This is a genomic window from Acidovorax sp. KKS102, assembly GCF_000302535.1.
GTDB lineage: Bacteria > Pseudomonadota > Gammaproteobacteria > Burkholderiales > Burkholderiaceae_C > Acidovorax.
Genome location: NC_018708.1, coordinates 4933297 through 4959413, shown reverse-complemented (window position 1 = coordinate 4959413; position 26117 = coordinate 4933297). Strand labels below are relative to the sequence as shown.

The 26117-nt window shown below is 66.4% G+C and carries 28 protein-coding genes; 18 read left to right on the top strand and 10 right to left on the bottom strand.

The window, feature by feature from the left end; genetic code table 11:
- Window positions 1-99: 99 nt before the first annotated feature.
- On the top strand, window positions 100-576 hold the full coding sequence (locus C380_RS22820; RefSeq protein WP_015016203.1) for a peptidylprolyl isomerase: 477 nt from the start codon (window positions 100-102) through the stop codon (window positions 574-576).
- A 136-nt stretch (window positions 577-712) separates the two neighbouring features.
- Here C380_RS22820 and C380_RS22815 read toward each other — a convergent pair whose 3' ends face one another.
- The gene (locus C380_RS22815; RefSeq protein WP_015016202.1) at window positions 713-1018 is read right to left on the bottom strand and encodes a hypothetical protein; all 306 of its coding nucleotides are present in this window, start codon (window positions 1016-1018) and stop codon (window positions 713-715) included.
- Window positions 1019-1103: 85 nt separating this feature from the next.
- Window positions 1104-2042 (bottom strand): LysR family transcriptional regulator, encoded by a 939-nt coding sequence (locus C380_RS22810; protein WP_015016201.1) that lies wholly within the window; start codon window positions 2040-2042, stop codon window positions 1104-1106.
- A 117-nt stretch (window positions 2043-2159) separates the two neighbouring features.
- On the opposite strand from C380_RS22810, the gene C380_RS22805 reads away from it, so the two are divergent.
- Both C380_RS22805 and C380_RS22800 read left to right on the top strand, forming a co-directional pair.
- Entirely contained in the window at window positions 2160-2801 is a 642-nt protein-coding gene (locus C380_RS22805) for a glutathione S-transferase family protein (protein ID WP_015016200.1), read from the top strand.
- Window positions 2798-3799, top strand: a complete 1002-nt coding sequence (locus C380_RS22800; RefSeq protein ID WP_015016199.1) for a pyridoxamine 5'-phosphate oxidase family protein — start codon at window positions 2798-2800, stop codon at window positions 3797-3799. The genes C380_RS22805 and C380_RS22800 overlap by 4 nt, the downstream gene beginning before the upstream one ends.
- On the opposite strand, the gene C380_RS22795 is transcribed toward C380_RS22800, so the two are convergent.
- The 4 genes from C380_RS22795 to C380_RS22780 all read right to left on the bottom strand — a co-directional run bounded on the left by C380_RS22795 (window position 3763) and on the right by C380_RS22780 (window position 7465).
- Window positions 3763-4683, bottom strand: a complete 921-nt coding sequence (locus tag C380_RS22795; protein WP_015016198.1) for a TIGR03915 family putative DNA repair protein — start codon at window positions 4681-4683, stop codon at window positions 3763-3765. The genes C380_RS22800 and C380_RS22795 overlap by 37 nt on opposite strands.
- Before the next feature lie 4 nt (window positions 4684-4687).
- Window positions 4688-5971: a putative DNA modification/repair radical SAM protein gene (locus C380_RS22790; RefSeq protein ID WP_015016197.1), complete on the bottom strand. Its 1284-nt coding sequence runs from the start codon at window positions 5969-5971 to the stop codon at window positions 4688-4690.
- 288 nt (window positions 5972-6259) lie between these two features.
- Window positions 6260-7105, bottom strand: coding sequence for a class III extradiol dioxygenase family protein (locus C380_RS22785; protein ID WP_015016196.1), 846 nt, complete (start codon window positions 7103-7105; stop codon window positions 6260-6262).
- A 12-nt stretch (window positions 7106-7117) separates the two neighbouring features.
- Window positions 7118-7465 carry a protocatechuate 4,5-dioxygenase subunit alpha gene (locus tag C380_RS22780; protein WP_015016195.1) on the bottom strand — a complete coding sequence of 116 codons (348 nt, stop codon included), beginning with the start codon at window positions 7463-7465 and terminating at the stop codon, window positions 7118-7120.
- A gap of 58 nt (window positions 7466-7523) precedes the next feature.
- Here C380_RS22780 and C380_RS22775 point away from each other — a divergent pair, with 58 nt between their 5' ends.
- The gene (locus C380_RS22775) at window positions 7524-8495 is read left to right on the top strand and encodes a LysR family transcriptional regulator (protein WP_015016194.1); all 972 of its coding nucleotides are present in this window, start codon (window positions 7524-7526) and stop codon (window positions 8493-8495) included.
- On the opposite strand, the gene C380_RS22770 is transcribed toward C380_RS22775, so the two are convergent.
- Window positions 8478-9353 (bottom strand): gamma-glutamyl-gamma-aminobutyrate hydrolase family protein, encoded by an 876-nt coding sequence (locus C380_RS22770; RefSeq protein WP_015016193.1) that lies wholly within the window; start codon window positions 9351-9353, stop codon window positions 8478-8480. The genes C380_RS22775 and C380_RS22770 overlap by 18 nt on opposite strands.
- 295 nt (window positions 9354-9648) lie before the next feature.
- Between C380_RS22770 and C380_RS22765 the strand changes: the two genes are divergently transcribed.
- A complete protein-coding gene (locus C380_RS22765) occupies window positions 9649-10005 on the top strand; it encodes an HPF/RaiA family ribosome-associated protein (protein WP_015016192.1) in 357 nt (118 codons plus the stop codon).
- 134 nt (window positions 10006-10139) lie between these two features.
- Here the strand turns inward: C380_RS22765 and C380_RS22760 are convergent, their stop codons facing one another.
- Both C380_RS22760 and C380_RS22755 read right to left on the bottom strand, forming a co-directional pair.
- Complete coding sequence (locus C380_RS22760; RefSeq protein ID WP_015016191.1) at window positions 10140-11105, bottom strand: PDR/VanB family oxidoreductase; 966 nt, start codon at window positions 11103-11105, stop codon at window positions 10140-10142.
- Window positions 11102-12157: an aromatic ring-hydroxylating dioxygenase subunit alpha gene (locus tag C380_RS22755; protein WP_015016190.1), complete on the bottom strand. Its 1056-nt coding sequence runs from the start codon at window positions 12155-12157 to the stop codon at window positions 11102-11104. The genes C380_RS22760 and C380_RS22755 overlap by 4 nt, the downstream gene beginning before the upstream one ends.
- A 252-nt stretch (window positions 12158-12409) precedes the next feature.
- Here C380_RS22755 and C380_RS22750 point away from each other — a divergent pair, with 252 nt between their 5' ends.
- The 8 genes from C380_RS22750 (at window position 12410) to C380_RS22715 (ending at window position 20156) form a co-directional block, all read left to right on the top strand.
- Window positions 12410-13186, top strand: a complete 777-nt coding sequence (locus tag C380_RS22750; protein WP_015016189.1) for a GntR family transcriptional regulator — start codon at window positions 12410-12412, stop codon at window positions 13184-13186.
- 145 nt (window positions 13187-13331) lie between these two features.
- On the top strand, window positions 13332-14516 hold the full coding sequence (locus C380_RS22745; RefSeq protein WP_015016188.1) for an ABC transporter substrate-binding protein: 1185 nt from the start codon (window positions 13332-13334) through the stop codon (window positions 14514-14516).
- A 317-nt stretch (window positions 14517-14833) separates the two neighbouring features.
- Window positions 14834-15706, top strand: coding sequence for a branched-chain amino acid ABC transporter permease (locus C380_RS22740; RefSeq protein ID WP_015016187.1), 873 nt, complete (start codon window positions 14834-14836; stop codon window positions 15704-15706).
- Entirely contained in the window at window positions 15706-16701 is a 996-nt protein-coding gene (locus C380_RS22735) for a branched-chain amino acid ABC transporter permease (protein WP_015016186.1), read from the top strand. The genes C380_RS22740 and C380_RS22735 overlap by 1 nt, the downstream gene beginning before the upstream one ends.
- A gap of 1 nt (window position 16702) precedes the next feature.
- Window positions 16703-17476: an ABC transporter ATP-binding protein gene (locus tag C380_RS22730; RefSeq protein WP_015016185.1), complete on the top strand. Its 774-nt coding sequence runs from the start codon at window positions 16703-16705 to the stop codon at window positions 17474-17476.
- Complete coding sequence (locus tag C380_RS22725; RefSeq protein ID WP_015016184.1) at window positions 17469-18200, top strand: ABC transporter ATP-binding protein; 732 nt, start codon at window positions 17469-17471, stop codon at window positions 18198-18200. The genes C380_RS22730 and C380_RS22725 overlap by 8 nt, the downstream gene beginning before the upstream one ends.
- An 8-nt stretch (window positions 18201-18208) precedes the next feature.
- On the top strand, window positions 18209-19189 hold the full coding sequence (locus tag C380_RS22720; RefSeq protein WP_015016183.1) for a tripartite tricarboxylate transporter substrate binding protein: 981 nt from the start codon (window positions 18209-18211) through the stop codon (window positions 19187-19189).
- A gap of 52 nt (window positions 19190-19241) precedes the next feature.
- Window positions 19242-20156 (top strand): NAD(P)-dependent oxidoreductase, encoded by a 915-nt coding sequence (locus tag C380_RS22715; RefSeq protein ID WP_015016182.1) that lies wholly within the window; start codon window positions 19242-19244, stop codon window positions 20154-20156.
- A gap of 123 nt (window positions 20157-20279) precedes the next feature.
- On the opposite strand, the gene C380_RS22710 is transcribed toward C380_RS22715, so the two are convergent.
- Entirely contained in the window at window positions 20280-21245 is a 966-nt protein-coding gene (locus C380_RS22710; RefSeq protein WP_015016181.1) for a LysR substrate-binding domain-containing protein, read from the bottom strand.
- Between the two features lie 163 nt (window positions 21246-21408).
- On the opposite strand from C380_RS22710, the gene C380_RS22705 reads away from it, so the two are divergent.
- The 5 genes from C380_RS22705 to C380_RS22685 all read left to right on the top strand — a co-directional run bounded on the left by C380_RS22705 (window position 21409) and on the right by C380_RS22685 (window position 26113).
- The gene (locus C380_RS22705; protein WP_015016180.1) at window positions 21409-22101 is read left to right on the top strand and encodes a substrate-binding domain-containing protein; all 693 of its coding nucleotides are present in this window, start codon (window positions 21409-21411) and stop codon (window positions 22099-22101) included.
- A 225-nt stretch (window positions 22102-22326) separates the two neighbouring features.
- Entirely contained in the window at window positions 22327-23361 is a 1035-nt protein-coding gene (locus C380_RS22700) for an amidohydrolase family protein (protein ID WP_015016179.1), read from the top strand.
- A 1-nt stretch (window position 23362) separates the two neighbouring features.
- Window positions 23363-24046, top strand: a complete 684-nt coding sequence (gene ligK / locus C380_RS22695) for a 4-carboxy-4-hydroxy-2-oxoadipate aldolase/oxaloacetate decarboxylase (RefSeq protein WP_015016178.1) — start codon at window positions 23363-23365, stop codon at window positions 24044-24046.
- Window positions 24047-24144: 98 nt separating this feature from the next.
- Complete coding sequence (locus C380_RS22690; RefSeq protein WP_015016177.1) at window positions 24145-25149, top strand: tripartite tricarboxylate transporter substrate binding protein; 1005 nt, start codon at window positions 24145-24147, stop codon at window positions 25147-25149.
- Between the two features lie 34 nt (window positions 25150-25183).
- Entirely contained in the window at window positions 25184-26113 is a 930-nt protein-coding gene (locus tag C380_RS22685; RefSeq protein ID WP_015016176.1) for an amidohydrolase family protein, read from the top strand.
- Window positions 26114-26117 lie beyond the last annotated feature (4 nt).

Below are 26117 nucleotides of genomic sequence, written 5' to 3'. Positions count from 1 at the left end.
GGACAATCCGGGGTTTCGTTCTGACCCGCGCGGCGGCTGGTGGCATACCCCTGCCAGCCCCGCGTCGATTCTTCACCGCCTGAAAGCGCAAGCACCACCATGGCCACCACCATCACCAAAGACTCCGCCGTCACCATCACCTACAAGGTCACCACGCCCCAGGGCAAGCCGCTGGATGCGGGGCACCTGTCGTACCTGCACGGTGGCTACGAAAACATCTTCCCCAAGGTCGAGGCCGCACTCGATGGCCAGGCCGTGGGCTTCAGCACCACGCTGCAGCTGGCGGTGGAAGATGCCTTCGGCGCGCGCGATGAAAGCCTGGTGCGCACCATTCCCAAAAGCGAGTTCCCGCCCGGCGTGAAGGTCGGCGGCCAGCTGCAAGGCGTGGGCAACGACGGCCAGCCCGCCGTGTTCAACGTGGTCAAGATCAAGGGCCCCGAAGTGCACCTGGACGGCAACCACCCACTGGCAGGTCAGGCGTTGTCCTTCAGTTGCAAGGTCACTGAAGTGCGCGCTGCCAGCCCCGAAGAAATTGCGCACCGCCATGTGCATGGTGCCCACGGCCACCATCATTGATCGCAGCTCGCCAGCCTGAGGCTGGCGACGCATGCTGACCTTGGAAGTCCAGGCTTCTGCCCAGCGGGCAGGGGCGGATGCTTAGGCACAAAAAAGCCCGCATTGCGGGCTTTTTTGTGGGGCGCAGCGTCGTGAATTACTTGGCGGCTTCAGGCTTGGCGGCGTCGGCCTTTTTCTCTGCCGCTGCCTTGGTCTTCTTGGCCTTTGTCTTCTTCGCCGCCTTCTTTTCGGCAGGTGCCGATGCGGGGGCTGCGGCGGGCATTGCTGCAGGCTTGGCCTCGGCGGCTGGGGCCGCTGGGGTGGCAGGCGCGGCCGGTGTGGCAGGGGTCGCTGGTGCGGCGGCCTTCGCGGGCGCTGCTGGTGTTGCGGGAGCCGCAGGGGCCTGGGCAAACGATGCGGTCACAAAGAAACCAGCGAGCAGGGCAGCGAGGAGCTTGTTCATGAGAAATCCTTTCAGATCGGATAACCGCCCGACACAGCGTCGGACTTAGCTATGCAACGGACCTCGCCGGTGGCGCGATGACAGGTTACGAAGTCATTGGCAACAAGGCGTTACCGCGCCCCAGGCCGCGTCCGTTCAGCACCGGCTCCTTGCTCAGGCGCTCGCGCGCCCATTCCACAAACGCGCGTACCTTGGCTGGGGCGCGCCGCCCTGCGGGGTACACGATGTGCACGGGCACAGGGGGCAGTTCGTGCTCGGCGAGCACGATGCGCAGCCGCCCGGCGCGCAGGCTGGCTGCGGCCTGGTAAGCGAGGCAACGGGTCAGGCCGATGCCTGCCTCTGCGGCGGCAATGTCCACTTCGTTGCTGTTGCTGATCCAGGTGAACTGCGGCTGGCCGGTGGCGCCATCGCGAAATTTCCAGGGCGCTGGCGTGCGTGCGTCAAACGCGAAGCCGATGGCGCGGTGGTTGCTCAGGTCTGCAGGGTGGCGTGGCCTGCCATGTTGCGCCAGGTAGGCGGGAGACGCCACCACCAGGCGGCGCAGCGCGCCCACCTGCACCGCAGTGAGGCCCGAGTCGGGCAGGGGCGCGATGCGGATAGCCACGTCCATGCCTTCATCGAGCAAATGCACCAGCCGGTTGACGAACAGCGTGCGCACCTGCACGCGCGGCTGGGCCTGCAAGAAGCCCTGCACGATGGGCGCCACATGCTGGATGCCGAACATTTGCGGCGCGGTGACGGACAGCAGGCCCTGGGCCTCGGCCTGTGCACCGCTGGCGGCCTGCTCGGCCTCGTGCAGGTCGTTCAGGAGGGGGCGGCAGTCTTGCAAGAAGCGCTCGCCCGCCTCGGTCAGCCGCACCATGCGCGTGCTGCGCTGGAACAGCAGCACACCCAGCCGCGCCTCCAGCGCCGCGATGGCGCGCGTGACGGCCGTGGCCGAGCAGCCCAGCCGTCGCGCCGCCACGGCAAAGCCGCCCGCATCGGCCACAGTCACAAAACAGCGCAGGGTGTCGAGATAGTCCATGCGCTCAATTATTGCGAAAGCCGCAATTATGAAAAGCGGCGGCTGGTGATTCACATCGCAGATTGCAATAGCTATCGTCGAGCCATCTTCCCTTTCACCCACCGACGAGGCTCCTCCATGTTCCCCACCACCCCGCTCCAGCTCTACCGCATGCCCATCTCGGGCCACTGCCACCGTGTGGAGCTGATGCTGTCCCTGCTCGGGCTGCCCTATGAAGTGATCGACGTGAACCTGCTGCGCGGCGAACACCAGCGCGCGGAGTTTCTGGCACTCAACCCGCTGGGCCAGGTGCCCGTGCTGGTGGACGCTGGCCAGGTGCTGAGCGACAGCAATGGCATCCTGGTGTACCTGGTGCAGCGCTACGCCCCCGGCAGTGCCTGGCTGCCGCAAGACGCCGTGGGGCAGGCGCAGCTGCAGCGCTGGTTCAGCCTGGCGGCAGGCTTTCTGGCGCCGGGCATTGCCGGGCCCCGGTTTGCCACATTGACGGGCCGTGCCGTGAACGAGGTCGCGCAGGCCACCGGCAAGCGCCTGCTCGCCTTCATGGAAGAGGAGCTGCAGGGGCGGGCCTGGTTGCTCGGGGGCTCGGCGCCCAGCCTGGCGGATGTGGCCATGGTCAGCTACACCTCGCAGGCACATCTGGCGGGGTTGCCGCTGGATGCCTACCCGCGCATTGCGGCCTGGGTGGCGCGCATGCAGGCGTTGCCGGGCTACCCGGTGCTGGCCGACCAGCTGCCCGCGGCCGAGCAGGTGGCGGCATGACAACCACCGAGATTGCTGCATCGGTTGCGGTGCCGGTGCGCCCCGAGGCATTCCACCCCGGCGAGCAGGCGCTGCAGGCGCGCGTGGGGGTGCGTGAGCGCATGGCGGCCGTGGGGGCCATGGTGCTGCGCGACCACATGCCCGACCAGCACCGCGAGCTGTTTGAAAAGCTGCCCACCTTGCTGCTGGGGGCGCTGGATGACCAAGGCCAGCCATGGGCCACCATGCTTGCCGGCCCGCCCGGTTTTGTGCACACCCCCGATGCGCTGCGCATGCAGATCGCCACCGCGCCGGACTCCAAGGACCCGGTGCTCGCACACCTGGCGCCTGGCGCGGCCGTGGGCGTGCTCGGGTTGGAGCCGCTCACCCGGCGACGCAACCGCATGAACGGGCGGGTGACCGCATTTGGCGACGATGGCCTGGGCGTGCAGGTGGTGCAGAGCTTTGGCAACTGCCCCAAGTACATCCAGGCTCGCGAGCCCGGCCTGCGCGCAGCGCTGGTTGCCCCGGGCCCGACGCAGTGGCTGGGCGCCGAGCTGGGCGACGCTGCCATCACGCGTGTGCAGCGGGCCGACACGCTGTTCATCGCCAGTGCCTCGGCGCAGCGCCCCGGCGCCGGGCACAGCGAAGGCGTGGATGTATCGCACCGGGGCGGCGAGCCGGGCTTTGTGCAGGTGGCGCAGACACCGGGTGGGGTGGTGCTGAGCCTGCCTGACTACCCGGGCAACCAGTTCTTCAACACCCTGGGCAACCTCGCATTGCACCCGCTGGCAGGCTTGCTGGTGGTGGACTATGAAGAGGGCGGCTTGTTGCACATTGCAGCGCACGCCGAGGTGCTGTGGGACCGCGCAGCGCGTGCCGCCTGGCCTGGCGCACAGCGCGTGTTGCGCCTCACGGTGCTGCGCGCCCTGTGGCGGCCGCAGGTGTTGCCGTGGCGCTGGACACCGGCGGTGTCGGCCCCTCAGTTCCGGGTGATGCGCGAGGCGGCGCTGGGGTGAGTGGAGCCCGTCCCTGCGGCCGGCTGCGAGCGCGGCGGTGATGCTGCGATGCGCCTGCGCGGCACGGTGGCCTCGGCCTCCACCATCTTTGCGCTGCGCTCGTGCGCGGTCTGCGCCAGCTCGGTGATGAGCGCGGCCTCGGGCAGGTTGTGCCAGTAGCGTGTGGGCATTTCCTTTTTCATCATGGCTAGCTTGAGCCGCGCGGGGTTGAAGATGTGGCGGTAGTAAGTGAGCCACAGCGCCTCGCCCGCGTCGGGCAGCGGCGCGTCGCTGCGCTGCGCGCCGGGGCCAGTGTGCAGTTGCTGGCCGTCCCAGCGCACGCTGGCGTCGGGCGTGAGGATGGCCCAGCGCATCTGCGTGAAGCGGCGGATGAAGAAGCCCGCATTGGCCTCGGTGATGTAGTGGTCGGGCTCGAACCAGGCCATGTGCAGGGTCTGCCCATCGGGTTCCACCACGGGCCGAAAGCGCACAAAGGCGTGCATCTTGTGCATGTCGCGCCGCACGGCGCGGACCATGTGGTGGGCCAACATGCGGTCCGCGTCCAGCGGGTCGTGCCGCGCGGCTTCGGCCTCCGCGCCGCCCTGGGCCATGCGCCACAGCAGGCGGTACATCAGCGCAAGGCGGGCGGGGTCGCGGTGCAGGATGAGCTGCTCGCACAGGTGCACAAAGTCGGGGGGGACGCGCAGCGTGGGCGCATCGGGGGCTGGCGGTGGCAGGGCGTTGTGGCCGTGGGGCTCTGGCGCAAACAGGTCTTCAGCGGCATCGGCCTGGCAGCGCCAGTCCACGGTCTGCGGTGGCACCTGGGCTTGCACCAGGGCGCGTGCGGCGGTGCGAAACCCGGGCCAGTCGGTGGGGTGCTCCAGCGTGATGGTGTGGCGCTGCATGGTGTCAGAACAAGCTGCGTTGCAGGGGTGGAGGTGCCAGTTGCGCAGCCAAATCAGCAGCCTCCAAAGCACGGCCGGGGCGGTAGTCGGCCGCCTCCACAAACGGCAGCACTTTCTTGAGCGGCACATGCAGCCGCGCCAGGTCCGCATGCCGCAGGCGGCGCACGCGGCGGGCGGCCAGCAGGCGGTCCACCGTCTGCACGCCAAAGCCGGGCACGCGCAGCAGCAGTTCGCGCGGGGCGGTGTTGAGGTTGACCGGAAAACGCTCGCGGTGCGCCAGCGCCCAGGCCAGCTTGGGGTCCATGTCCAGCGCCAGCATGCCGACCTGGTTGCCTTGGCTGGGCGGCACGATCTCGTCGTGGGTGAAGCCGTAAAAGCGCATCAGCCAGTCGGCCTGGTACAGCCGGTGCTCACGCACCGTGGGCGGCGCGGCCAGCGGCAGGGCGCGCGCGGCATCGGGGATGGGGCTGAAGGCCGAGTAGTACACCCGCCGCAGCCGGTGCACACCGTACAGCCGCGCGCTGGTGGCCAGGATGGTGCGGTCGTCCGTGGCATCCGCCCCCACAATCATCTGCGTGCTTTGCCCGCCGGGCGCAAACAGCGGCGCGCTGGCCCGGCGCGTGGTGCGCGATTGCGGCATCGACACGATGGCCTGCGCGGCTTGCTCCTTGCGGGCCGCGCGCGATTCGCCAATGTGCAAGGCCATGCGGGCCATGGAACGGTCGATGGCGGCACTGTTTTTCTCCGGTGCCAGGGCCGTGAGGCTCTCGGCCGTGGGCAGCTCGATGTTGATGGACAGGCGGTCGGCATAGCGCCCGGCGCGCTGCATCAGCTCGGGCGATGCGTCGGGGATGGTCTTGAGGTGGATGTAGCCACGAAAGTCGTGCTCCTCGCGCAGCACGCGGGCCACCTCCACCACCTGCTCCATGGTGTAGTCGGGGCTCTGGATGATGCCGCTGGACAGGAACAGCCCCTCGATGCAGTTGCGGCGGTAAAAGTCCAGCGTGAGCTGCACCACCTCATCGACCGTGAAGCGCGCACGGGGCACGTTGCTGGTCACGCGGTTCACGCAGTACAGGCAGTCGTACTGGCAGAAGTTGGTGAGCAGAATTTTCAGCAGCGAAATGCACCGCCCGTCCGGCGCATAGCTGTGGCAGATGCCCATGCCCTCGGTGGAGCCCATGCCGCGCCCGCCCACCGAGTTGCGCGGCGCAGCGCCGCTCGATGCACACGAGGCGTCGTACTTGGCCGCATCGGCCAGGATGGCGAGTTTGGACTGTAAATTCACTGTATGAATTTACAGTATCTTGAATGCCTGACGCCAGCCTGGGGAAAATTCAGGAGCACTCATCGCTCCTGAATTGATAGCTGCTTGCGCTTGTTGGATGAGCGCTAGCGGCTGAATTATCACTATTGACCGCATCTTGTGAATGCGCCCATGCGGTGGAGCGCGCTGGGTGCTGGGCGGGGGACGCCGAGCAAGGGCCGCCCCGCAGCGAGGGCGTCGTCCCCCTGCCCGCACCGCGCAGCGGAGCGAGAGAAGGGGGAAGCGGCGCAGCCGCTCAGGGGGATGTGCCTATACAGCTTCCAGCGCCATCACCGCCGTTGCCGTGTTCGAAATCGGGATGTGGTAGTTGCTGTGCACCCGACGCACCCCCGCGCTGGCCGTGGACAGCGCCCCGCGCATCGCCAGCCACATCAGCAGCTCCACGCCTTGGGTGCCGGTCTTTTCCACCAGCTCGTGCACGCTGAACTGCGTGGCCCATTCGGGGTTGGTGGTCAGGCTTTCGATGAACTGCAGGTCAAATGCCTTGTTGATGAAGCCTGCGCGCTCGCCGTCAAGCTGGTGGCTGAGGCCGCCGGAGGCAATCACTGCCACCTTCTTGTCGCTGTCCCAGCTTTGGATGGCCTGCCCAACCGCCTTGCCCAGCGCGTAGCAGCGCTTGGCCGACGGCAGCGGGAACTGCACGGTGTTGATGCACACCGGCACCACCGTCACCGGGCAATCTCTCTCGGGCCAGAAGAGCTTGAGCGGCAGCGTGCAGGCGTGGTCCACCAGCATCTCCTGGCAGGTGGTCACGTCAAACTCCTGCTCTATCAGTGTGTTGATGAGGTGCCACGACAGGTCCACCTCGCCTGGGAAGGGCGGCAGCGTGGGGATGCCCCAGCCCTCGTCCGCGTTGTTGTATTCAGCCGCAGCGCCCACGGCAAAGGTGGGCATCTTGTCGAGGAAGAAGTTCAGGCCGTGGTCGTTGTAGAACATCACCACCACGTCCGGCTTCTTCTCGCCCAGCCACTGGCGAATGGGCGGAAAGCCGTCGAAGAAGGGCTTCCAGTAAGGCTCGTTCTGCAGGCCCTTGTGGATGGCGTTGCCGATAGCGGGGATGTGCGAGGTGCCTAGGCCGCCGATGAGTTGTGCCATGGGTTTGTCTCCTTACTTGCCAGCGGCCACCAACATGGCCTTGAATTCGTCTTTGGTCATGCCCGTCTGCTGTGCGCCGATGTCCTGCATGTCCAACTTGAAGATGCCAGCAAACTTGGCCAGGTAGTAGGCGTTGCCACCTGCGGCAATCAGTTGCAGCACGTTCTTGGCGCGGATGGCGGCAGCCTGCTGCTCGTTCAGGTGGTACTTCTTCATGTACGCCTCTTCGTCGGCCAAAAAGGCCTTGCGATTGGCCTCGTCGTTGAATGAAAAGCACATCTTGTTCAGCGCATAGCCCTTGCGGGCCTGGTCGCCATCGAACGGCGTGGTGCCGGGGATCGGGGGCAGTGGGGAAGGCATGGAAGTCTCCGGGGCTTGATGTAAGTCAGCCCGCAGTGTCGCGATGCCATTGCCAAAGATGAAGCCTGAAAACATCATCGAATGCATGAGCAAATTCGATGGAACGGGCCTGGACGGGCACCTGCTGAAACTGCTGCTGGCGGTGCTGGAGACGGGCAGCATCACGGCAGCGGCAGAGCGCCTGGGCGTGACCCAGTCGGCCGTGAGTCATCTGCTCGACAAGCTGCGCGCCATCACCGGCGACCCCCTGTTTGTGAAGCGCGGGCGCGGGATTGTGCCCACCGCCCGCGCCGAGGCCCTGGCCCAGCCTGCGCGCGACATGCTGCACCAGATGCAGCTGTTTGCCCAAGGGGTCGCGTTTGACCCGCTGCATTGGCAGACCGAGCTGACCATTGCGGCCAACGATTTTCAGCGCGATCTGCTGCTGCCCGCGCTGGCGGCACGCCTGCGCAGCGCCGCACCAGGCGTCACGCTGCGTATCGTGCCCAGCGGTGCCCCCAGTGCCGAACTGCTGCGCTCTGACGCATGCCAGCTCGTCATCAGCCCCCGCCCGCCGGAGGGCACAGACATCGTGCAGAAGCGCTTGTTGGAGGATCAATACCGCGTGTTCTACGACCCCGCCGTGCGCAGTGCTCCGCTGTCAGAGACCGAGTACCTGGCCGCGGACCACGCCACCGTGGCCTACGAGGCGCGCCGGGGGCTGGAGCTGGACCAGCTGCTGGAGGCGCGCGGCATTCGCCGTCGCATGGTGGTGCGTGTGCCGGGTTTTGCGGCCCTGCCCGCGTTCGTGCGGGGGACTGCGCTGCTCACCACCGCTCCATCGCTGATGGGGCGCACCGCATTGGCGGCGCTGGCGCATGTGCCGGTGCCAGTGGCTTGCCCCAGCCTGCCCATGTACCTGATCTGGCATGTGCGCTACCAGCAGGACGCGGCGCACCGCTGGTTGCGGGCACAACTGCAAGACGTGCTGGCGGCGGTATTGCCTGCGGGCACCGGCGCACCGGCGTCTGCGTCAGTTGCGCTCCCGTGACAGTGCTTGACGCAGCCGCCGCGCGGCCCGTTCCCGCAGCGAGGGCGCGGGGCGCGCTGCAGGTCGCGGGTGGGCCTTGGCTTGTTCGCAAGCCGCCAGAAAGTCATTCAGGATGGCGGTGTCGTCCAGCGTGTCCGAGCCCTGCTTGTGGAACTCCGGGTGCCATTGTGTGGCCGCGATGTAGCCGCGCCCTGGCGCGGGCTTGAGGCGAATCGCTTCGGGCACACCATCGGGTTCGCTCAGTGCCTCGACCACAAATTCTGGCGCCACCCGCTTGATGCCCTGGTGGTGGATGCTGTTGACCCGGGCGCGTGGCATGTTGGGGTACAGCTTGGCCAGGTGCGAGTCCGGCAGGATCTGGATGTCGTGGAAGTGCTGGTCGTAGGTGGTGGCGTTGCGGTGCTGCTGTGCGCCGGGGTGCTGGGTCTCGATGTCCTGGTACAGCGCGCCGCCAAAGGCCACGTTGATGAGCTGCAGGCCCCGGCACACGCCAAAGATGGGCTTGCCCACCTGGGCAAAGGCTTTGACCACAGCCAGGTCGTACAGGTCGCGCACACGGTCGCCCACCCACTCCTCGCGCAAGGGCTCCTCGCCATAGTTGCCCGGCCACACGTCGGCGCCACCGTGCATCACGATGCCGTCCAGCCATTCGGCGTAGTGGTCCAGCGTCACGTCGCCACGCGCGGTCTCGCCTGTGGGGCACGGCACCATTACCACCATGGCACCGGCCGACATCAGCCAGTGGGCGATGGACTGCTCGACGTATTGCAACGTCTTGCCCGTGAACAGCGGGCGTGCAGGGTCGGCGTGTTGAAAGCAGGCGGACAGGCCAATCTTGAGGCGGGGTGTGTTGGTCATCGGCAGCATCTTTATGGTCAAACCTAACGGCCACTGCGTGTGAGGCCCGGTATGCGAACGAGAGTTTCTTGGTTGTATCACCGCTGTCCTCCGGACGTTGTAGGAGTGCGCCTTGCTGCCCTGTTATTTGGAGAGAGTTTTATGACCAATCCAGCTCTGGCGACGAGCCGCGCAGTAGCGCTTCAGACCGACGCTCAGCGTCTCGAAGCAACATCCTTTGACATGTATTTACCGGGGGTATGGATGCCAGTGCCATGATGGGGTCTTCGCAACTTCATCAGGAAGGACCCTCCCCATGCAAGTACAAGTCAATACCGACGACCACATCCACGGCGGCGATTCCCTGGCGCGCTGGATCACGGACGAGTGCAAGAGCCGGTTGTCGCGCTTTCAGGACCATGTGACACGGCTGGAGGTGTTCCTGACCGATCTGGATGCCGGCAAGTCGGGCGCCAATGACAAGCGCTGCCGCATCGAGGCACGCGTCACGGGCCGCCAGCCTGTGACCGTGACCGATGAAGCCGACAAGATGGCCAACGCCTTCATCGGCGCGGCTGACAAACTGGCCCGCGCCCTCGATACCGACCTGGGCCGCGTGAAAGACCGCAATGGCCGCGAGACCATCCGCGCAGCGGCTGCGGAACAGGAATAGTCAGATTATTCAAGCCGAATTGGCTTCAAGCGCATGATTTATGTGCGCTGGTAGCTATCAATTCAGGAGTGAATGAAAAGGCGCTGCAGCCGAAAGCCTGCAGCGCCTTTTTGTTGGACTGGTGCTGTTGGCGCCTACAGATCCAGCACCAGCAGCTTGCTGCGCGCGCGCGAGCAGCACGGCATGAACTGCTCGTTGGCGGCCTTTTCCTCATCGGTCAGGTACATGTCGCGGTGGTCCACCTCGCCCTCCAGCACGCGCGTAAGGCAGGTGCCACACACGCCCTGCTCGCACGAGGTCAGGATGTCGATGCCCTCCTTGCGCAGCGCCTCCACCACCGACACATCGGGTGCAATGGGGTAGACCTTGCCCGTGCTGGCAATGCGCACCTCAAAGCCCTGGTCGCCCGAGGTGTCCTGCGCCGGGGCGCCAAAGTATTCCAGGTGGATGTGGTCCTGCGCCCAGCCCAAGGCCCTGGCGGTCGTCACCACATGGTCGATGAAGCCGGCCGGGCCGCACACATACAGCCGCTTGTCGGGGCTGGGGGCTGCCAGCACGGCGGCGGTGTCCAGCTTCTGCTCAGGGGCGCCTGCATCGAAGTGAAAGTGGGCATGCGGCGCAATCGCCGATGCGGCAATTTCGGCGGCAAACGCCGTGCGTTCGGCAGAGCGGGTGCAGTAGTGCAGCGCAAAGTCGGCACCGGTGCGCGCCAGCCGGTCGGCCATGCACAGCAGGGGTGTCACGCCGATGCCGCCTGCCAGCAGCAGCGTGCGCTGTGCAGGGTGCAGCGCAAAGTGGTTGCGCGGCGTGCTGATGGTGATCACATCGCCCTCGTGCACGCTGTCGTGCATTGCGACCGAGCCGCCGCGCGAGGCCGGGTCGCGCAACACGGCGATGCGGTAGCGGTGCGACTCGTGCGAGGCGTTGCACAGCGAGTATTGGCGCACCAAGCCGCCCGGCAGGTGCACATCGATGTGCGAGCCCGCGCTGAACGGAGGCAGCGCCGCGCCGTCCAGCCGCGCCAGCTCATAGCTGGCGATGCCTTCGGCTTCGGTCTGCTTTTTGACGACGCGGACCTGCAGGGTCTCCTGCGCGGTCATGCGGCCACCGCCTGGGCAGCGGCCGGTGCACGCTCGGCGGCCAGCAAGCGGTCCAGAATCTTGCGGGACTGCACGCCGCCCGCATCGATGTTGAGCATGAGCAGCTTGCGGTCAGGGTAGCGCAGCAGGTTCTCCTGCTGCAGTTCCAGCATCTGCTGGTCTTCGGCAAAGATCTTGCCCTGGCCGTCGCGGATCTGGGTGGTGAGCGACGGGTCCTGCGGTTTGAAGTTGCGCGCCATGCCCCAGAAGTAGTGGATCGACGTTTCGGTCTCGGGTGTGATGAAGTCCACCACGATGCTCGACGCCTTCTTGTCGGCCGGGGCGTTGTAGCCGCCGTGGCCAGCCAGCGCCACGCCCACCTCGATCAGCACATGGCTGGGGGGCGTGAAGTGGCAGATCTGCCAGCGGTCCACCAGCTGGTCGTCGGGCAGGCCGTTCATGCGCAGCGCCATCTTCCAGAACGGGGGGGCCTCGATGCCTTCCATGAAGCGGCTGGTGATCACCTCGTCGCCCTCCACGCGGGTCTTGCAGGGCACTTCGTCGATTTCCTTCTGGCCGATGCTGGTGGAGTGCACATAGGTCTCATGCGTCAGGTCCATCAGGTTGTCGATCATCAGGCGGTAGTCGCAGGCAATGTGGTACAGCCCGCCGCCATAGGCCCATTCGGGGTTGTTGGCCCAGGGCAGGTGGTGGATGGTGGCGGGGTCGGCCTTGTCGGCGTCGCCGGGCCACACCCAGATGAAGCCGTAGCGCTCCACCACCGGAAAGCTGCGCGCCTTGGGGAACCCTTGGACGCGCTGACCGGGCATGGACACCGACTTGCCCGTGCATTCCACCCGCAGGCCGTGGTAGCCGCATTGCAGATGGCCTTCGCACACCGTGCCCAGCGACAGCGGTGCGCCCCGGTGGGGGCAGAAGTCGTCCAGCGCGGCGACCTGATCGGGCGCGGGACGGTAGAACACGATCTTCTCGCCGCAGATGGTGCGGCCCAGAGGCTTGTCCGCGATCTCGTCGGGCGTGCAGGCTACGTACCAGGCGTTCTTGGGATACATGGTTGTCTCTCTCCGTGGGTGGAAGGTGTTGTCGCAGTCTTGGTATACAGCCCGGGTGCGGATCGCGGCTGGAGTAGCGCAATTGTGCGGAAAAGGTGATTTTCTGTATACATAAGAAAGCCGTAAAACAGCTATCTCAGTTCTTTATATCTCGTAAGCTGTTGTTTTGTAATGGTGCTAAACGAGAGTGGGTGGAAGTTGTCCTGATTTCTGTATACATTCTGGTGGCTGAATTCCCTCCCATCACCCGCCATGAACCTGTCCGACCCCCTGACCATCGCTCCACCGGCCGAGGCTGCCGAGGCGGGTGCCTCGCAGGCCGTCAAGGCACAACTGCGCCTGCGCGAGATGATCCTGGCGGGCGAGTTGCCCGGCGGTGCCCGCATCGCCGAGCTGACGCTCGTCGAGAAGCTGGGCGTGTCGCGCACGCCCATCCGCGCCGCGCTGATGCGGCTGGAGCAGGAGGGGCTGCTGCACCGGCTGCCCGGTGGCGGCTACGCCGTGCGCACGTTCTCTGAAACCGATGTGGCCGATGCCATTGAGCTGCGCGGGACCATGGAAGGCCTGGCCGCGCGCCTGGCGGCTGAGCGGGGCGTGGCCCCCGCGCTGCTGGCCGAGGCCCATGCCTGCCTGGACGCCATCGACGCCACGCTGGCCCCCTCCACGCTGGATGACGAGGGTTTCTCGCGCTATGTGGAGCTGAATGCGCGGTTCCACCTGCTGCTCAGTCGCATGGTGGGCAGCGACGTGGTGGCGCGCGAGCTGGACCGCGTCAAAGGCCTGCCGTTTGCGTCGCCCTCGGCGTTTGTGGTGGTGCAGACGCATTCGGCCCAGGCGCGCGACATGCTGGTGGTGGCGCAGGACCAGCACCGCCAGGCGCTGGATGCCATCGAGCGGCGCGAAGGCGCGCGGGCCGAGGCCATCCTGCGCGAGCACTCGCGCATCACCCGGCGCAACCTGCTGGCGGCGGTGCAGGCGTCGCAGGTGCAGGGCTTGCCCGGTGTACAGCTGATCCGCGAGCGGACATAACGGCCGGTGCAAGCGTCCAGGGCGTCTTGAGTTATTGCATTTGGTAATACCTGAATGCTCGAATTTGCGCTTGTGAAATAACCCAGCCCACGCCAAACTCCCGCCAGCATTTTCTGTATACAACGACTTTCCATAGGAGACAACGATGCAAAAACGCCACCTTCTTCGTGCCTCGGCCGCTGCCGCCATTGCGCTCTCCACCGGTCTGGCCGTGCTGCCCGCCGTGGCGCAGGACAACGTGTTCAAGATCGGCCTGATCCTGCCCATGACCGGCCAGCAAGCCACCACTGGCCGCCAGATCGAAGCCGCAGCGCGCCTGTACATGGCCCAGAACGGCGACACCGTGGCCGGCAAGAAGGTGCAGCTGATCATCAAGGACGACACCAGCCTGCCCGACGTGACCCGTCGCCTCGCCCAGGAGCTGGTCGTCAACGAAAAGGTCAACGTGCTGGCTGGCATGGGCATCACGCCCTCGGCCATGGCCACCGCCCCGCTGGCCACGCAGTCCAAGACCCCCCTGGTGGTGATGGCTGCCGCCACCTCCAGCATCACCGAGGCATCGCCCTATGTGGTGCGCACCAGCTTCACGCTGCCGCAAGTCTCTGTGGCCCTGGCCGACTGGGCCCCCAAGAACGGCATCAAGAAGGTGGTCACGCTGGTGAGCGACTATGGCCCCGGCATCGATGCCGAAAAGTTCTTCAACCAGCGCCTCACTTTCAACGGCGGTCAGGTGACCGAAGCCCTGCGCGTGCCGCTGCGCAACCCCGACTTTGCCCCCTTCCTGCAGAAGGTGCGTGACGCCAAGCCGGATGCGCTGTTCGTCTTTGTGCCCTCGGGCGCGGGCGCTGCGGTGATGAAGCAGTTTCTGGAGCGCGGCATGGACAAGGCCGGCATCAAGCTCATCGGCACCGGCGACGTGACGGACGACGATCAACTGAACGACATGGGCGACGGCGCGCTGGGCGTGGTCACCTCGCACCACTACTCGGCCGCACACCCCTCGCCCATGAACAAGAAGTTTGTGGAAGCCTTCGAGAAGGCCAACAAGGGCCTGCGCCCCAACTTCATGGCCGTGGGTGGCTATGACGGCATGCGCGTGATTTATGAAGCGCTCAAGACCACCAAGGGTGCCGGCGGCGGTGACGCCCTGCTGGCCGCCATGAAGGGCCAGATCTTCGAGAGCCCACGCGGCAAGGTGTTCATCGACGCGCAGACCCGCGACATCGTGCAGGACGTGTACCTGCGCAAGGTGGAGCGCGTGAACGGCCAGCTGTACAACGTGGAATTTGACGTGATCAAGGACGTCAAGGACCCCGGCAAAACTAAATAAGCCCCCTGAGCCGCGACCCGCTCGGTGTGTCCGCCAGATGCGGCCACTCTTCGTTGCCGTCCAAGCCTGCGCAGGCAGGCTCGGAGCCGCGGCACTCAGCCCCCAAGGGGGACGCCGCCAGCGCTGCGGGGCGGCCCTTGCGCGGCGGCCGCTGGTCTGGGCCGCGCAAGTATTTACGGGCAGGCTCCCTCTGGATCCGTTCGGGCTGAGCCTGTCGAAACCGGGGGCCGCAGGTTGAACGTCCGGCTTTGGTGATTCGTCGCACTTCCACAGCCCTGAGCAGGGTGGTGCACTTTTGTCTTCAATGAAGTGATTTCATGCTGACCATTCTTTTCGACGGCGTTGCCTACGGCATGCTGCTGTTCATCCTGGCAGTGGGCCTGGCCGTGACCATGGGGCTGATGAACTTCATCAACCTGGCGCACGGGGCGTTTGCCATGGCAGGGGGCTACATCACCGTGCTGCTCATGCAGCGGCTGGATGTGCCCTTCCTTGTCTGTCTGCCCATCGCCTTTGTCGGCACGGCCCTGCTCGGCGGTGTGCTGGAGCGCACGCTGTACCGCCCGCTGTACCACAAGGCCCACCTGGACCAGGTGCTGTTCTCCATCGGTCTGGTGTTCATGGCCGTGGCCAGCGTGGACTACTTTGTGGGCTCCACGCAGCAGATCATGCAGCTGCCCGAATGGCTCAAGGGCCGCACCGAGATCGGCAGCGGCGCACTCACCCTGGGCATGGGCCACTACCGCCTGTTCATCATTGCGGTGTGTGCGGCGCTCACCGTGGGCCTGCAATATGTGCTCACCAAAACCCGCTTCGGCAGCCGCCTGCGTGCCAGCGTGGACGACCAGCGCGTGGCTGCGGGCATGGGCATCAACGTGAACATCGTGTTCCTGTCCACCTTCGCTTTTGGCTCGGGCCTGGCAGGCCTGGGCGGTGCGCTGGGCGCTGAAGTGCTGGGGCTCGATCCGAGCTTCCCGCTCAAGTTCATGATCTACTTTTTGATCGTGGTGGCCGTGGGCGGCACCTCGTCCATCACCGGTCCGCTGCTGGCCGCATTGTTGCTCGGCATTGCCGACGTGGCTGGCAAGTACTACATCCCCAAGCTGGGCGCCTTCATTGTGTACAGCCTCATGATCCTGATCCTCATCTGGCGCCCGCAGGGCCTCTTTGTGCGCAAGGGGGGCAAGTGATGGCGAACCCGCAAAACACCCTGCTGCAGGCCCGGCGCTTTCGCTGGTGGGAGCCCGTGCTGTGGCTGCTGGCCTTTGCCGCGCCGCTGGCATTGCCCAGCCATGCGCTCATCATCAACGAGATCGCCATCGTCGCGCTGTTCGCCATTTCGCTGGACCTCATCCTGGGCTACACCGGCATCGTGTCGCTGGGCCATGCGGCCTTCTTCGGCCTGGGCGGCTACGCGGCCGCGCTGTTTGCCAAGCATGTGATGCCCGACCCGCTGGTGGGCCTGGCCGTGGGCATTGGTGCCGCAACCGTGCTGGGCGCGGTGGCGTCGCTCACCATCATGCGCGGCACCGACCTCACGCGCCTCATGGTCACGCTCGGCGTGGGCCTGGTGATGCTGGAGCTGGCCAACAAGCTCGACTGGCTGACCGGCGGCGCTGACGGCCTGCAGGGCGTGATGATGGGACCGGTGCTCGGTCAGTTCGAATTTGACCTGTATGGCCGCACGGCCGCTTGGTATTCGCTCACCGTGCTGCTGGTGTTCTTCTTGCTCGCCCGCCGCATCGTGCAGTCGCCCTTTGGCGCTACGCTCAAGGCCATCCGTGACAACCGGCTGCGCGCCATGGCCATCGGCATCCCGGTGACGGCCAAGCTGGCGCAGGTGTACACGTTGGCCGCTGCGCTGGCCGGGGCTGCAGGCGCGCTGCTCACGCAGACCACGGGTTTTGCATCGCTCGATTTGTTCGAGTTCCACCGCTCGGCCGACGTGATGTTGATCCTGGTGATCGGCGGCGTGGGCTGGCTGTATGGCGGCATCCTGGGCGCCATCGGCTTCAAGCTGCTGCAGGACGTGATCTCGTCCATCACACCGCAGTACTGGACCTTCTGGGTCGGCCTGTTCCTGGTGGTACTGGTGCTGGTCGGGCGCGACCGCCTGTTCCGTCCCTGGACCTGGTTTGGCGCAGGCCGCAAGGCCGGGGCTGCCTCCAACACGGGAGGCCACTGACATGAACAACACCACCTCCAACACCGTGCTGTCGGCGCAAGGTCTGGTCAAACGTTTTGGCGGCATCACGGCCACCAACAACGTCACGCTGAACCTGCAAAAGGGCGCACGCCATGCGCTCATCGGCCCCAACGGCGCTGGCAAGACCACGCTCATCAACCTGCTGACCGGCGTGCTGGAGCCCACCGAAGGCTCCATCACGCTCGAAGGCCAGGACATCACGCGCCTGGCGCCGCACCAGCGCGTGCAGCGCGGCATGGTGCGCACCTTCCAGATCAACCAGCTGTTCGACACGCTCACGCCGCTCGAAACCTTGGCGCTCACCGTTTCGCAGCACCAGGGCCTGGGCGGCAAGTGGTGGCAGCCGCTGGGCGCGCGCAAAGCGGTCAATGAGCGCTGTGAACAACTGCTGGAGCAGTTCCACCTCACGTCCGTGATGGCCGAGGAAACGCGCGTGCTGGCCTACGGCAAGCGCCGCCTGCTGGAGATTGCGATTGCGCTGGCCTGCGAGCCGCGCGTGCTGCTGCTCGACGAACCCGTGGCCGGTGTGCCCGCCGGCGAGCGCGAAGAACTGCTGCAGACCGTAGCGGCCCTGCCCGCCGATGTCTCGGTGCTGTTGATCGAACACGATATGGACCTGGTTTTCAGCTTTGCCAACCGCATGACGGTGCTGGTCAACGGCACCGTGCTCACCGAGGGCGACCCCGACACCATTGCCAACGACCCGCAGGTGAAGGCCGTGTATCTGGGCCATGGGGAGGACGCCCATGTCTAAGACCGAGCTGCTGCGCATTGAAGGCCTGAGCGCAGGCTACGGCGAAGCCGTGGTGCTGCAAGGCATTTCGCTGGCCCTGCCCGAGGGCGACACCCTGGCCCTGCTGGGCCGCAACGGCACCGGCAAGACCACGCTCATCAACACGCTGGCCGGCGCCACGCGCCAGCACGCGGGCACGGTGAGCCTGGGCGGCGTGGCGCTGCACAAGCTGCCGTCGCACGAGCGCGCAGCCGCCGGCATCGGCTGGGTGCCGCAAGAGCGCAACATCTTCAAGTCGCTCACGGTGCACGAGAACCTCACGGCGGTGGCACGCCCAGGCCGTAAGGGCTCCACCGCGCGGCCGTGGACGCCCGAGCGTGTGTACGAAATGTTCCCGCGCCTGGCCGAGCGCAAGACCAACCTGGGCACACAGCTGTCGGGTGGCGAGCAGCAGATGCTGGCCGTGGGCCGCGCGCTGGTGCTCAACCCGCGCCTGCTGCTGCTCGACGAGCCGCTCGAAGGCCTGGCGCCCATCATCGTGGAAGAGCTGCTGCGCGCCATCCGCCGCATCACGCGCGAAGAGGGCCTGTCAGCCATCATCGTGGAGCAGCATCCGCAGGCCATCCTGGCCATCTCGGACCACGCCGCCGTGTTGGACCGGGGCACCGTGGTGCACACCGGCAGTGCGGCCGAGCTGAGCGCGCAACCCGAGCTGCTGGACCGCCTGCTGGGCGTGGCACGGTAGCGCGCACCATGGGCAGCGCTGTGCACCGCAGAACCCTCCTGGCATGGCTGGCAGCGTCGTTCGGCGGTGCGGCCAGTGCGCAGGCCGCTTTTCCCTCACGCCCGCTGCGCATCGTCGTGCCCAATGCGGCGGGCGGCGCGGCCGACATCACGGCGCGCACGGTGGGCCAGAAGATTGCTGGCCCGCTGGGGCAAAGCGTAGTCATCGAAAACAAACCCAGCGCTGGCGGCGTGGTAGCGGGAGACCTGGTGGTGCGGGCTGAGCCCGACGGCCACACGCTGCTGCTGGTGAGCAGTGGCACAGCGGTGAGCGCCGCGCTGTTCCAGTCGCTGCCGTTCGACACTCTCAAGGACTTTGCGCCTGTCTCGTTGCTGGCCACGTTTGATCTGGCCGTGGTGGTGAAGGAGGGAGGGCGCTTTCGCACACTGGGCGAGCTGCTGACGTATGCCCGCGCCCACCCCGGCCAGCTCAACATCGGCACACCGCAGATCGGCACCACACAGAACCTGGCAGCCGAGCTGTTCAAGGTGACGGCGGGCATTGACGCGCAGGTGGTGCCCTTCAACGGCACGCCGCCGGTCATCACGGCGCTGCGGGGTGGAGAGATCGACGTGATGGTCGATATTCTGGGTGGCCTCATGCCGCAGATCGGCTCCAAGGCCCTGCGGCCGCTGGCTGTGATGGGCGCGCAGCGGGCGCCGCAGTTGCCCGACGTGCCCACGGTGCGCGAAATCGGCGGGCCACTGGCGGGCTTCAACGTCACGTCGTGGAACGGCCTGGCCGTGCCTGCCAAGACGCCCCCGGCGGTGGTGGAGCGCCTCTCGCGCGAGGTACAGGCCGCACTGGCCCAGCCCGACGTCAAAAAGCGCCTGCTGGAGCTGAATCTGAATGCCCAGGGCAGCACCCCCGCGCAGCTGGGCGAGCACCTGGCCGCCGATGTGCGCCGCTGGAGCGACGTGATCGCCAAGGCCAAGATCGCGCGCCAGTGAGCGCTGCCGCTGCGGATCGTTGGCGGTGGTGAAAGGCGGAAAGGAACATCAAATGAACATCACACACATCGGCCTCGTGGGCTATGGCGAGGTGGGCAAGATCTTCAGTGCGGGCTTGCGCGTGCAGCCCGGCGTGGCCTCCGTCGCTGCGTGGGACCTGAAGCTGGCCGACCCCGCGCACCGCGACGACCTGCAGAAGCACGCAGCGCAGGCGGGTGTGGTGGCGGTGGATGCGATGCAGGCGCTGTGCGCGCGCTGCGACTGCATCATCTCAGCCGTCACCGCGTCGAACACGCTGGCCGTGGCGCAGGAGGCGGCGCAGCACATCCGCCCCGGCACCGTGTTCCTGGACCTCAACTCCGCATCGCCCGGCACCAAGCAGCAAGCGGCGGCGCTCATCGAGGCGCGGGGCGCGCACTATGTCGAGGCGGGGGTCATGACCTCCGTGCCGCCCTACGGCATCCGCGTGCCCATGCTGCTGGGCGGCGCGCAAGCTGCCGCACTGGCCGAGGTGCTGACCGGCTGGGGCATGGATGCCCAACCCGTGAGCGAGCAACTGGGCGTGGCCAGCGCCATCAAGATGTGCCGCAGCATCATGATCAAGGGCCTGGAGGCCTTGGTCATCGAAAGCTACGCCACCGCCCGCCACTACGGCGTGGAAGACCATGTACTGCCCACGCTGGCCGAAACCTTCCCGTCCATCGACTGGCACGAGCAGGGCCGCTACTTCTTCAGCCGCGTGGTGCAACACGGCCAGCGCCGCGCCGAGGAAATGCGCGAGTCCGCTCAGACGGTGCAAGAGGCTGGCATGGAGCCCCTGATGGCCTCCGCCATCGCCGCCAAGCAGCAATGGGTGGCCGAGCTGGCCCGCGAAGGCGTGTTTCAGGGCCTGCCCAAGGACGCACGCTGGCAGGACTATGCGGACCGGTTGTTGGAAAGCTTGCCATCCCCAGCTGCTGGGGACTGACGCCTCAGCCCCTTTGATTCGTCTCTGCTCCATGCAACTGGCGCGGCCGAATACCAGGGACGCCGAGCAAGGGCCGCCCCGCAGCGATGGCGTCGTCCCCCTGGGGGGAAGGCGCGCAGCGCCTCAGGGGGGAGATCTGTACAACGCCTGCAGCGTCGTCCGAATCAGCTCCGCCATGGCCTGCTGCGTCAGCGTGGCCGGGCGTTGCGAGCTGACGGCCATGAACAGCTTGCTGCGCAGGCGCGTGTTGCCGCTGGCTTCTGCCTCCTCTCCATCGCCGCCTGCGCCGTGGATGGGCCGGGTGCTGAACACCTCCGATTTGCCCGACGTGGTGACCGCATTCATGGGCAGCACCGCGCAGCCCGCGCCATCGGCCACCAGGTCCAGGATGGCGGCCACGCCGTCGATTTCCAGGCTGATCTGCGGGCGCTTGCCGCGTGCGGCGAGTTCGGACTCCACCAGCATGCGGATGGAGTTGGGGCGCGTGGGAATCACCAGCGGAAAGCGCGGCAGCTCGTCCAGCGGCAGGGGCGTGCGGGCGAGGGCATCAGCCTCTGCCTCGCTCTGGCCGGGGGCGCGGCGCTGCACCAGAAACAGGTCTTCCTCCAGCAGCGCCGTGGTCTCGATGCCCGGCGCGGGCGTGGTGTTGTAAAGCAGCGCAATGTCGAGCAGCCCGGTGGTCAGCGATTCGCGCATGGCCACGGACAGCCCCTCGCTGATGGCCAGCGCCGCGTCCGGCATCTTCACCCGGAAGGCGCGCGTCAGCGGCACCGTCAGCACCTTGGCGATGCTGGGCGGCAGGCCAATGGCCACGCGCCCGGCGAGGGCCCCGCGCACGCGGCCCAGCTCTTCCCGCGCGCGCTCCACCTGGTGCAGGATGCCGCGCCCGTGCTCCAGCAGCAGCTTGCCCGCCTCGGTGGGCGTGGCGCCCCGGCCGTTGCGCACCAGCAGGTTCTGGCGCAGCTCCACTTCCAGCAGGCGCACCTGGCGGCTCAGGGCGGGCTGGGCAATGTCCAGCACCACCGAGGCGCGGGTAAAGCTGCCCAGTTCGGCCACGCGCACAAAGTATTCGATCTGCTTGAGGTCCATGGGCAAGGTTCTCTGATATAGCTGTGGGTCAACGATCACGGAATGATATATCTGGTAGTGCCGGTGCCGCCTTCATGTTTGGGCCGCCGCTGCCCACAATCGGCGGCATGTATACAACTGCACGCACCGCCTGGGCCACCCGCAGCCCGGCAGGAGACAACGCATGACGCAGACCGTGATCCGAGGCATTTCTTCCATGGCCACGCGCCAGGTGCTGGCCGACCTGGTGGCCGGTTTTGCACAGCAGTCGGGCACGCAGGCCGCCATCGAATCGGTGGGCGGGGTGGACGCCGCTAAGCGCGTGGCCGCCGGTGAGGCATTCGACGTGGTGATCCTCGCGTCCGACGCCATCGACAAGCTTTTGGCCGCAGGCCACCTGGTGCCCGGCAGCAAGGTGGACTGGGTGCACTCTGGCGTGGCCGTGGCGGTGCCTGCGGGAGCGCCGCTGCCCGACCTGTCGAGCGAAGACGCCGTGCGTGCTGCCGTGTTGGCCGCGCCCAGCATCAGCCTGTCCACCGGCCCCAGCGGCGTGGCGCTGAGCAAACTGTTTGAGCGCTGGGGCATTGCCGAGCAGATCGCCCCGCGCATGGTGCAGGCGCCCCCCGGCGTGCCTGTGGGCTCGCTGGTGGCCAAGGGCGAAGTGGCGCTGGGCTTTCAGCAACTGAGCGAACTGCTGCATGTGCAGGGCATCCAGATCGTGGGCCCGCTGCCACCGGCCATCCAGATCACCACCACGTTTTCCGCAGGCATCGGCGTGCATTCGCAGCAGGTGGATGCCGCGCGTTCGCTGCTGGCCTACCTGACCTCGCCCGCTGCCGCAGACGCCAAACGCAAGCAGGGCATGGAGCCCGCCTGAAGCGATATGAACAACCCCCTGAGTCGCTTCGCGCCTTCCCCCTTCTCTCGCATTGCGGCGCAATGCGGGAAGGTGGACACCGCCAGCGCCTGGCAAGCGAAGCGCCGCTTAACGGCTTGGCGGCCCTTGCGCGGCGGTCCTGGCTTGTGCCGTGCTTGAGCATGGTCCACGCTCAGTAAGCAGCCCACGAACACAACCAACGAACGATCCAAGGAGCAACCCAATATGAGCCTCATCATCGACTGTCACGGCCACTACACCACAGCCCCCAAGGCGCTGGAGAACTGGCGCAATGCGCAGATCGCCGGCATCAAAGACCCGGCGGCCATGCCCAAGGTGGCCGACCTGAAGATCAGCGACGACGAGCTGCGCGAGTCCATCGAGACCAACCAGCTCAAGCTGATGAAAGAGCGCGGCAGCGACATCACGCTGTTCAGCCCCCGCGCCAGCTTCATGGCCCACCACATTGGCGACTTCAACGTGTCCAGCACCTGGGCGGCCATCTGCAACGAGCTGTGCTACCGCGTCTCCACGCTGTTCCCCGACCACTTTGTGCCCGTGGCCATGCTGCCGCAGTCGCCTGGCGTCGATCCTGCCACCTGCATCCCCGAGCTGGAAAAGTGCGTGAAGGAATACGGCGCGGTGGGCATCAACTTGAACCCCGATCCGTCGGGCGGCCACTGGACCAGCCCCCCGCTGACCGACAAGCACTGGTACCCCATCTACGAAAAGATGGTGGAGTACGACCTGCCCGCCATGATCCACGTGAGCACCAGCTGCAACGCGTGCTTCCACACCACCGGTGCGCACTACCTGAATGCCGACACCACGGCCTTCATGCAGCTCATCCAGGGCGATCTGTTCAAGGACTTCCCCACGCTCAAGTTCCTGATCCCGCATGGCGGCGGCGCGGTGCCTTACCACTGGGGCCGCTTCCGGGGCCTGGCGCAGGAGATGAAGAAGCCCCTGCTGCAAGAGCACCTGCTGAACAACGTGTTCTTTGACACCTGCGTGTACCACCAGCCCGGCATCGACCTGCTGAACACCGTGATCCCGGTGAAGAACGTGCTGTTTGCCAGCGAAATGATCGGCGCGGTGCGCGGCATCGACCCCACCACGGGCAACTACTACGACGATACCAAGCGCTACATCGAGGCCTCCACCATCCTGAGCGCCGACGACAAGCACCAGATCTACGAAGCCAACACGCGCCGCGTGTTCTCCCGACTCGATTCACGCCTGAAGGCAAAGGGGCTCTGACATGTTTGAACTTGGCGTTGTCTACCGCAACATCACCCGCGCCGACCGCGCAGCGGCCGACGGCCTGGCCGCCCTCGGCTCGGCCACCGTGCACGAGGCCATGGGCCGCGTGGGCCTGCTCAAGCCCTACATGCGCCCCATCTACAGCGGCCAGCAGGTCAGCGGCACGGCCGTCACCGTGCTGCTGCAGCCCGGCGACAACTGGATGATGCATGTGGCGGCCGAGCAGATCCAGCCCGGCGACATCGTGGTGGCGGCCGTCACCTCGGAATGCACCGACGGCTACTTTGGCGACCTGCTGGCCACCAGCTTCCAGGCCCGTGGCGCGCGCGCCCTCATCATCGACGCGGGTGTGCGCGACGTGAAGACGCTGCAGGAGATGAACTTCCCCGTGTGGAGCAAGGCCATCAGCAGCAAGGGCACCATCAAGGCCACGCTGGGCTCGGTCAACATCCCTGTGGTGTGCGCCGGTGCGCTGGTCACGCCGGGCGACGTGATCGTGGCCGACGACGACGGCGTGGTGTGTGTGCCCGCCGCCCGTGCAGCCGAGACGCTGGCCGCCGCACAGAAGCGCGAGAGCTTTGAAGGCGAGAAGCGCGCCAAGCTCGCCAGCGGCGTGCTGGGCCTCGACATGTACAACATGCGCCCTGGTCTGGAGAAGGCGGGCCTCAAGTACATCGACTGAGCGGTTTTTCAGCCTTTTGGGTTGCAAGCGCTAGTGAATCATGCGCTTGCAGCTATGCAATTTATAGCAAACAGTTTCTTCAGAAGCTTCTTCTTTCCATGCGTTGTTCCGTGTCTCCCGTTTCCCTTTCCCGCCGTGCAGGCCTGGCCTTGGGCCTGGCGGCTGCGCTGGGCTGTGTGCCCCAGCTCGCCGCGGCGCAGGCGTTTCCGTCCAAGCCCGTGCGCATCATCACCCCCTTCCCGGTGGGGGGCGGCCCCGATGGCGTGGCGCGCCTGGTGGCCGACAAGCTCTCCAAAACCTGGGGCCAGTCGGTGGTGGTGGAAAACCGCCCCGGCGGCAACGGCTTCATTGCGATCGATGCCTTTAAGCGCGGCGCCAAGGACGGGCATGACCTGATCGTGCTCGACAACGTGCACCTGGCCGCCTACCCCAGCCTGTTCAAGAAGCTGCCCTACGACACGGCCAAGGACTTCGACACACTGCTGCCGCTGTTCAAGACCTACTTCTTCTTCACCGTGGCCGCCAACAGCAAATACAAGGCCGTGAGCGACATCGTGGCCGACGCCAAGGCCAACCCTGGCAAGCTCAACTACGGCTCCTGGTCCATCGGCAACCCGGTGCACCTGGGCTCCGAGCTGTTTGAAAGCGCCACCGGCACGCAGATGGAACACGTGCTCTACAAAGAGACCACGCAGCTCTACACCTCGGTCTCCACCGGCGAACTGTCGTTTGCGCTGGGCAGTGCTGCCACCGCCGGGCCGCTGCAGCGCGCGGGCAAGCTGCGCTTTCTGGCCGTCACTGCGCCGCAGCGCCTGGCCAGCTTTCCGGACGTGCCCACTGTGGGCGAATCGGGCGGCCCCAAGGGCTTTGAGGTGACGGGCTGGAACGCCATTGCCGTGCCGCCCGGCCTGCCCGCTGCCGTGACCGACAAGATCCGCAAGGACATCGAGCAAGCCCTGTCGGGCGCCGATGTGCAGGAGAAGTTCAAGAGCTTTGGCTACGAGCCCTTCCCCACCACTCGCGCGCAATTCACCCAGTTCGTCAAGGACGAGAGCCAGCGCTTTGGCGAGGTGATTAAGAAGGCCAACGTGTCCCTCGACTGACCCGCCCCCACCCAGCAACCAAGGACCCACGCCCATGAGCGAATTCACCAAGACCCCCGGCTGGCTGGACTGGTACGCCGGCCCCAGCAAACCCCGCTTCCAGGTGCCTGCAGGCGCGGTGGACGCGCACTGCCACGTGTTCGGCCCCGGGGCAGAGTTCCCCTACGCCCCCGAGCGCAAATACACCCCCTGCGACGCCAGCAAGCACCAGCTGTACGCGCTGCGCGACCACCTGGGCTTTGCACGCAATGTGGTCGTGCAGGCCACCTGCCACGGTGCGGACAACCGCGCCATGGTGGATGCGCTGGTGCACTCCGGCGGCAAGGCGCGTGGCGTGGCCACCGTCAAGCGCTCGGTCACTGACCAGGAACTGCAGGCCATGCACGACGCCGGTGTGCGCGGCGTGCGCTTCAACTTCGTCAAGCGCCTGGTGGACTTCACGCCCAAGGACGAGCTGATGGAGATTGCCGCGCGCATCGCCAAGCTCGGCTGGCACGTGGTGATCTACTTTGAGGCGGTGGACCTGCCCGAGCTGTGGGACTTCTTCACCGCGCTGCCCACCACCGTGGTGGTGGACCACATGGGCCGCCCCGATGTGAGCAAGCCGGTGGACGGCCCGGAGTTTGAGCTGTTCCTGAAGTTCATGCGCCAGCACCCCAATGTGTGGAGCAAGGTGAGCTGCCCTGAGCGCCTGAGCGTCACCGGCCCCAAGGCGCTGAATGGTGAGCAGAACGCATACCAGGACGTGGTGCCCTTTGCCCGCAAGGTGGTCGCAGAGTTCCCCGACCGCGTGCTGTGGGGCACCGACTGGCCGCACCCCAACCTCAAGGACCACATGCCCGACGACGGCCTGCTGGTGGACTTCATCCCGCACATCGCGCCCACGGCCGAGCTGCAGCGCAAGCTGCTGGTGGACAACCCCATGCGCCTGTACTGGCCCGAAGAAGTGACCCAGAAAGGCTGACGCC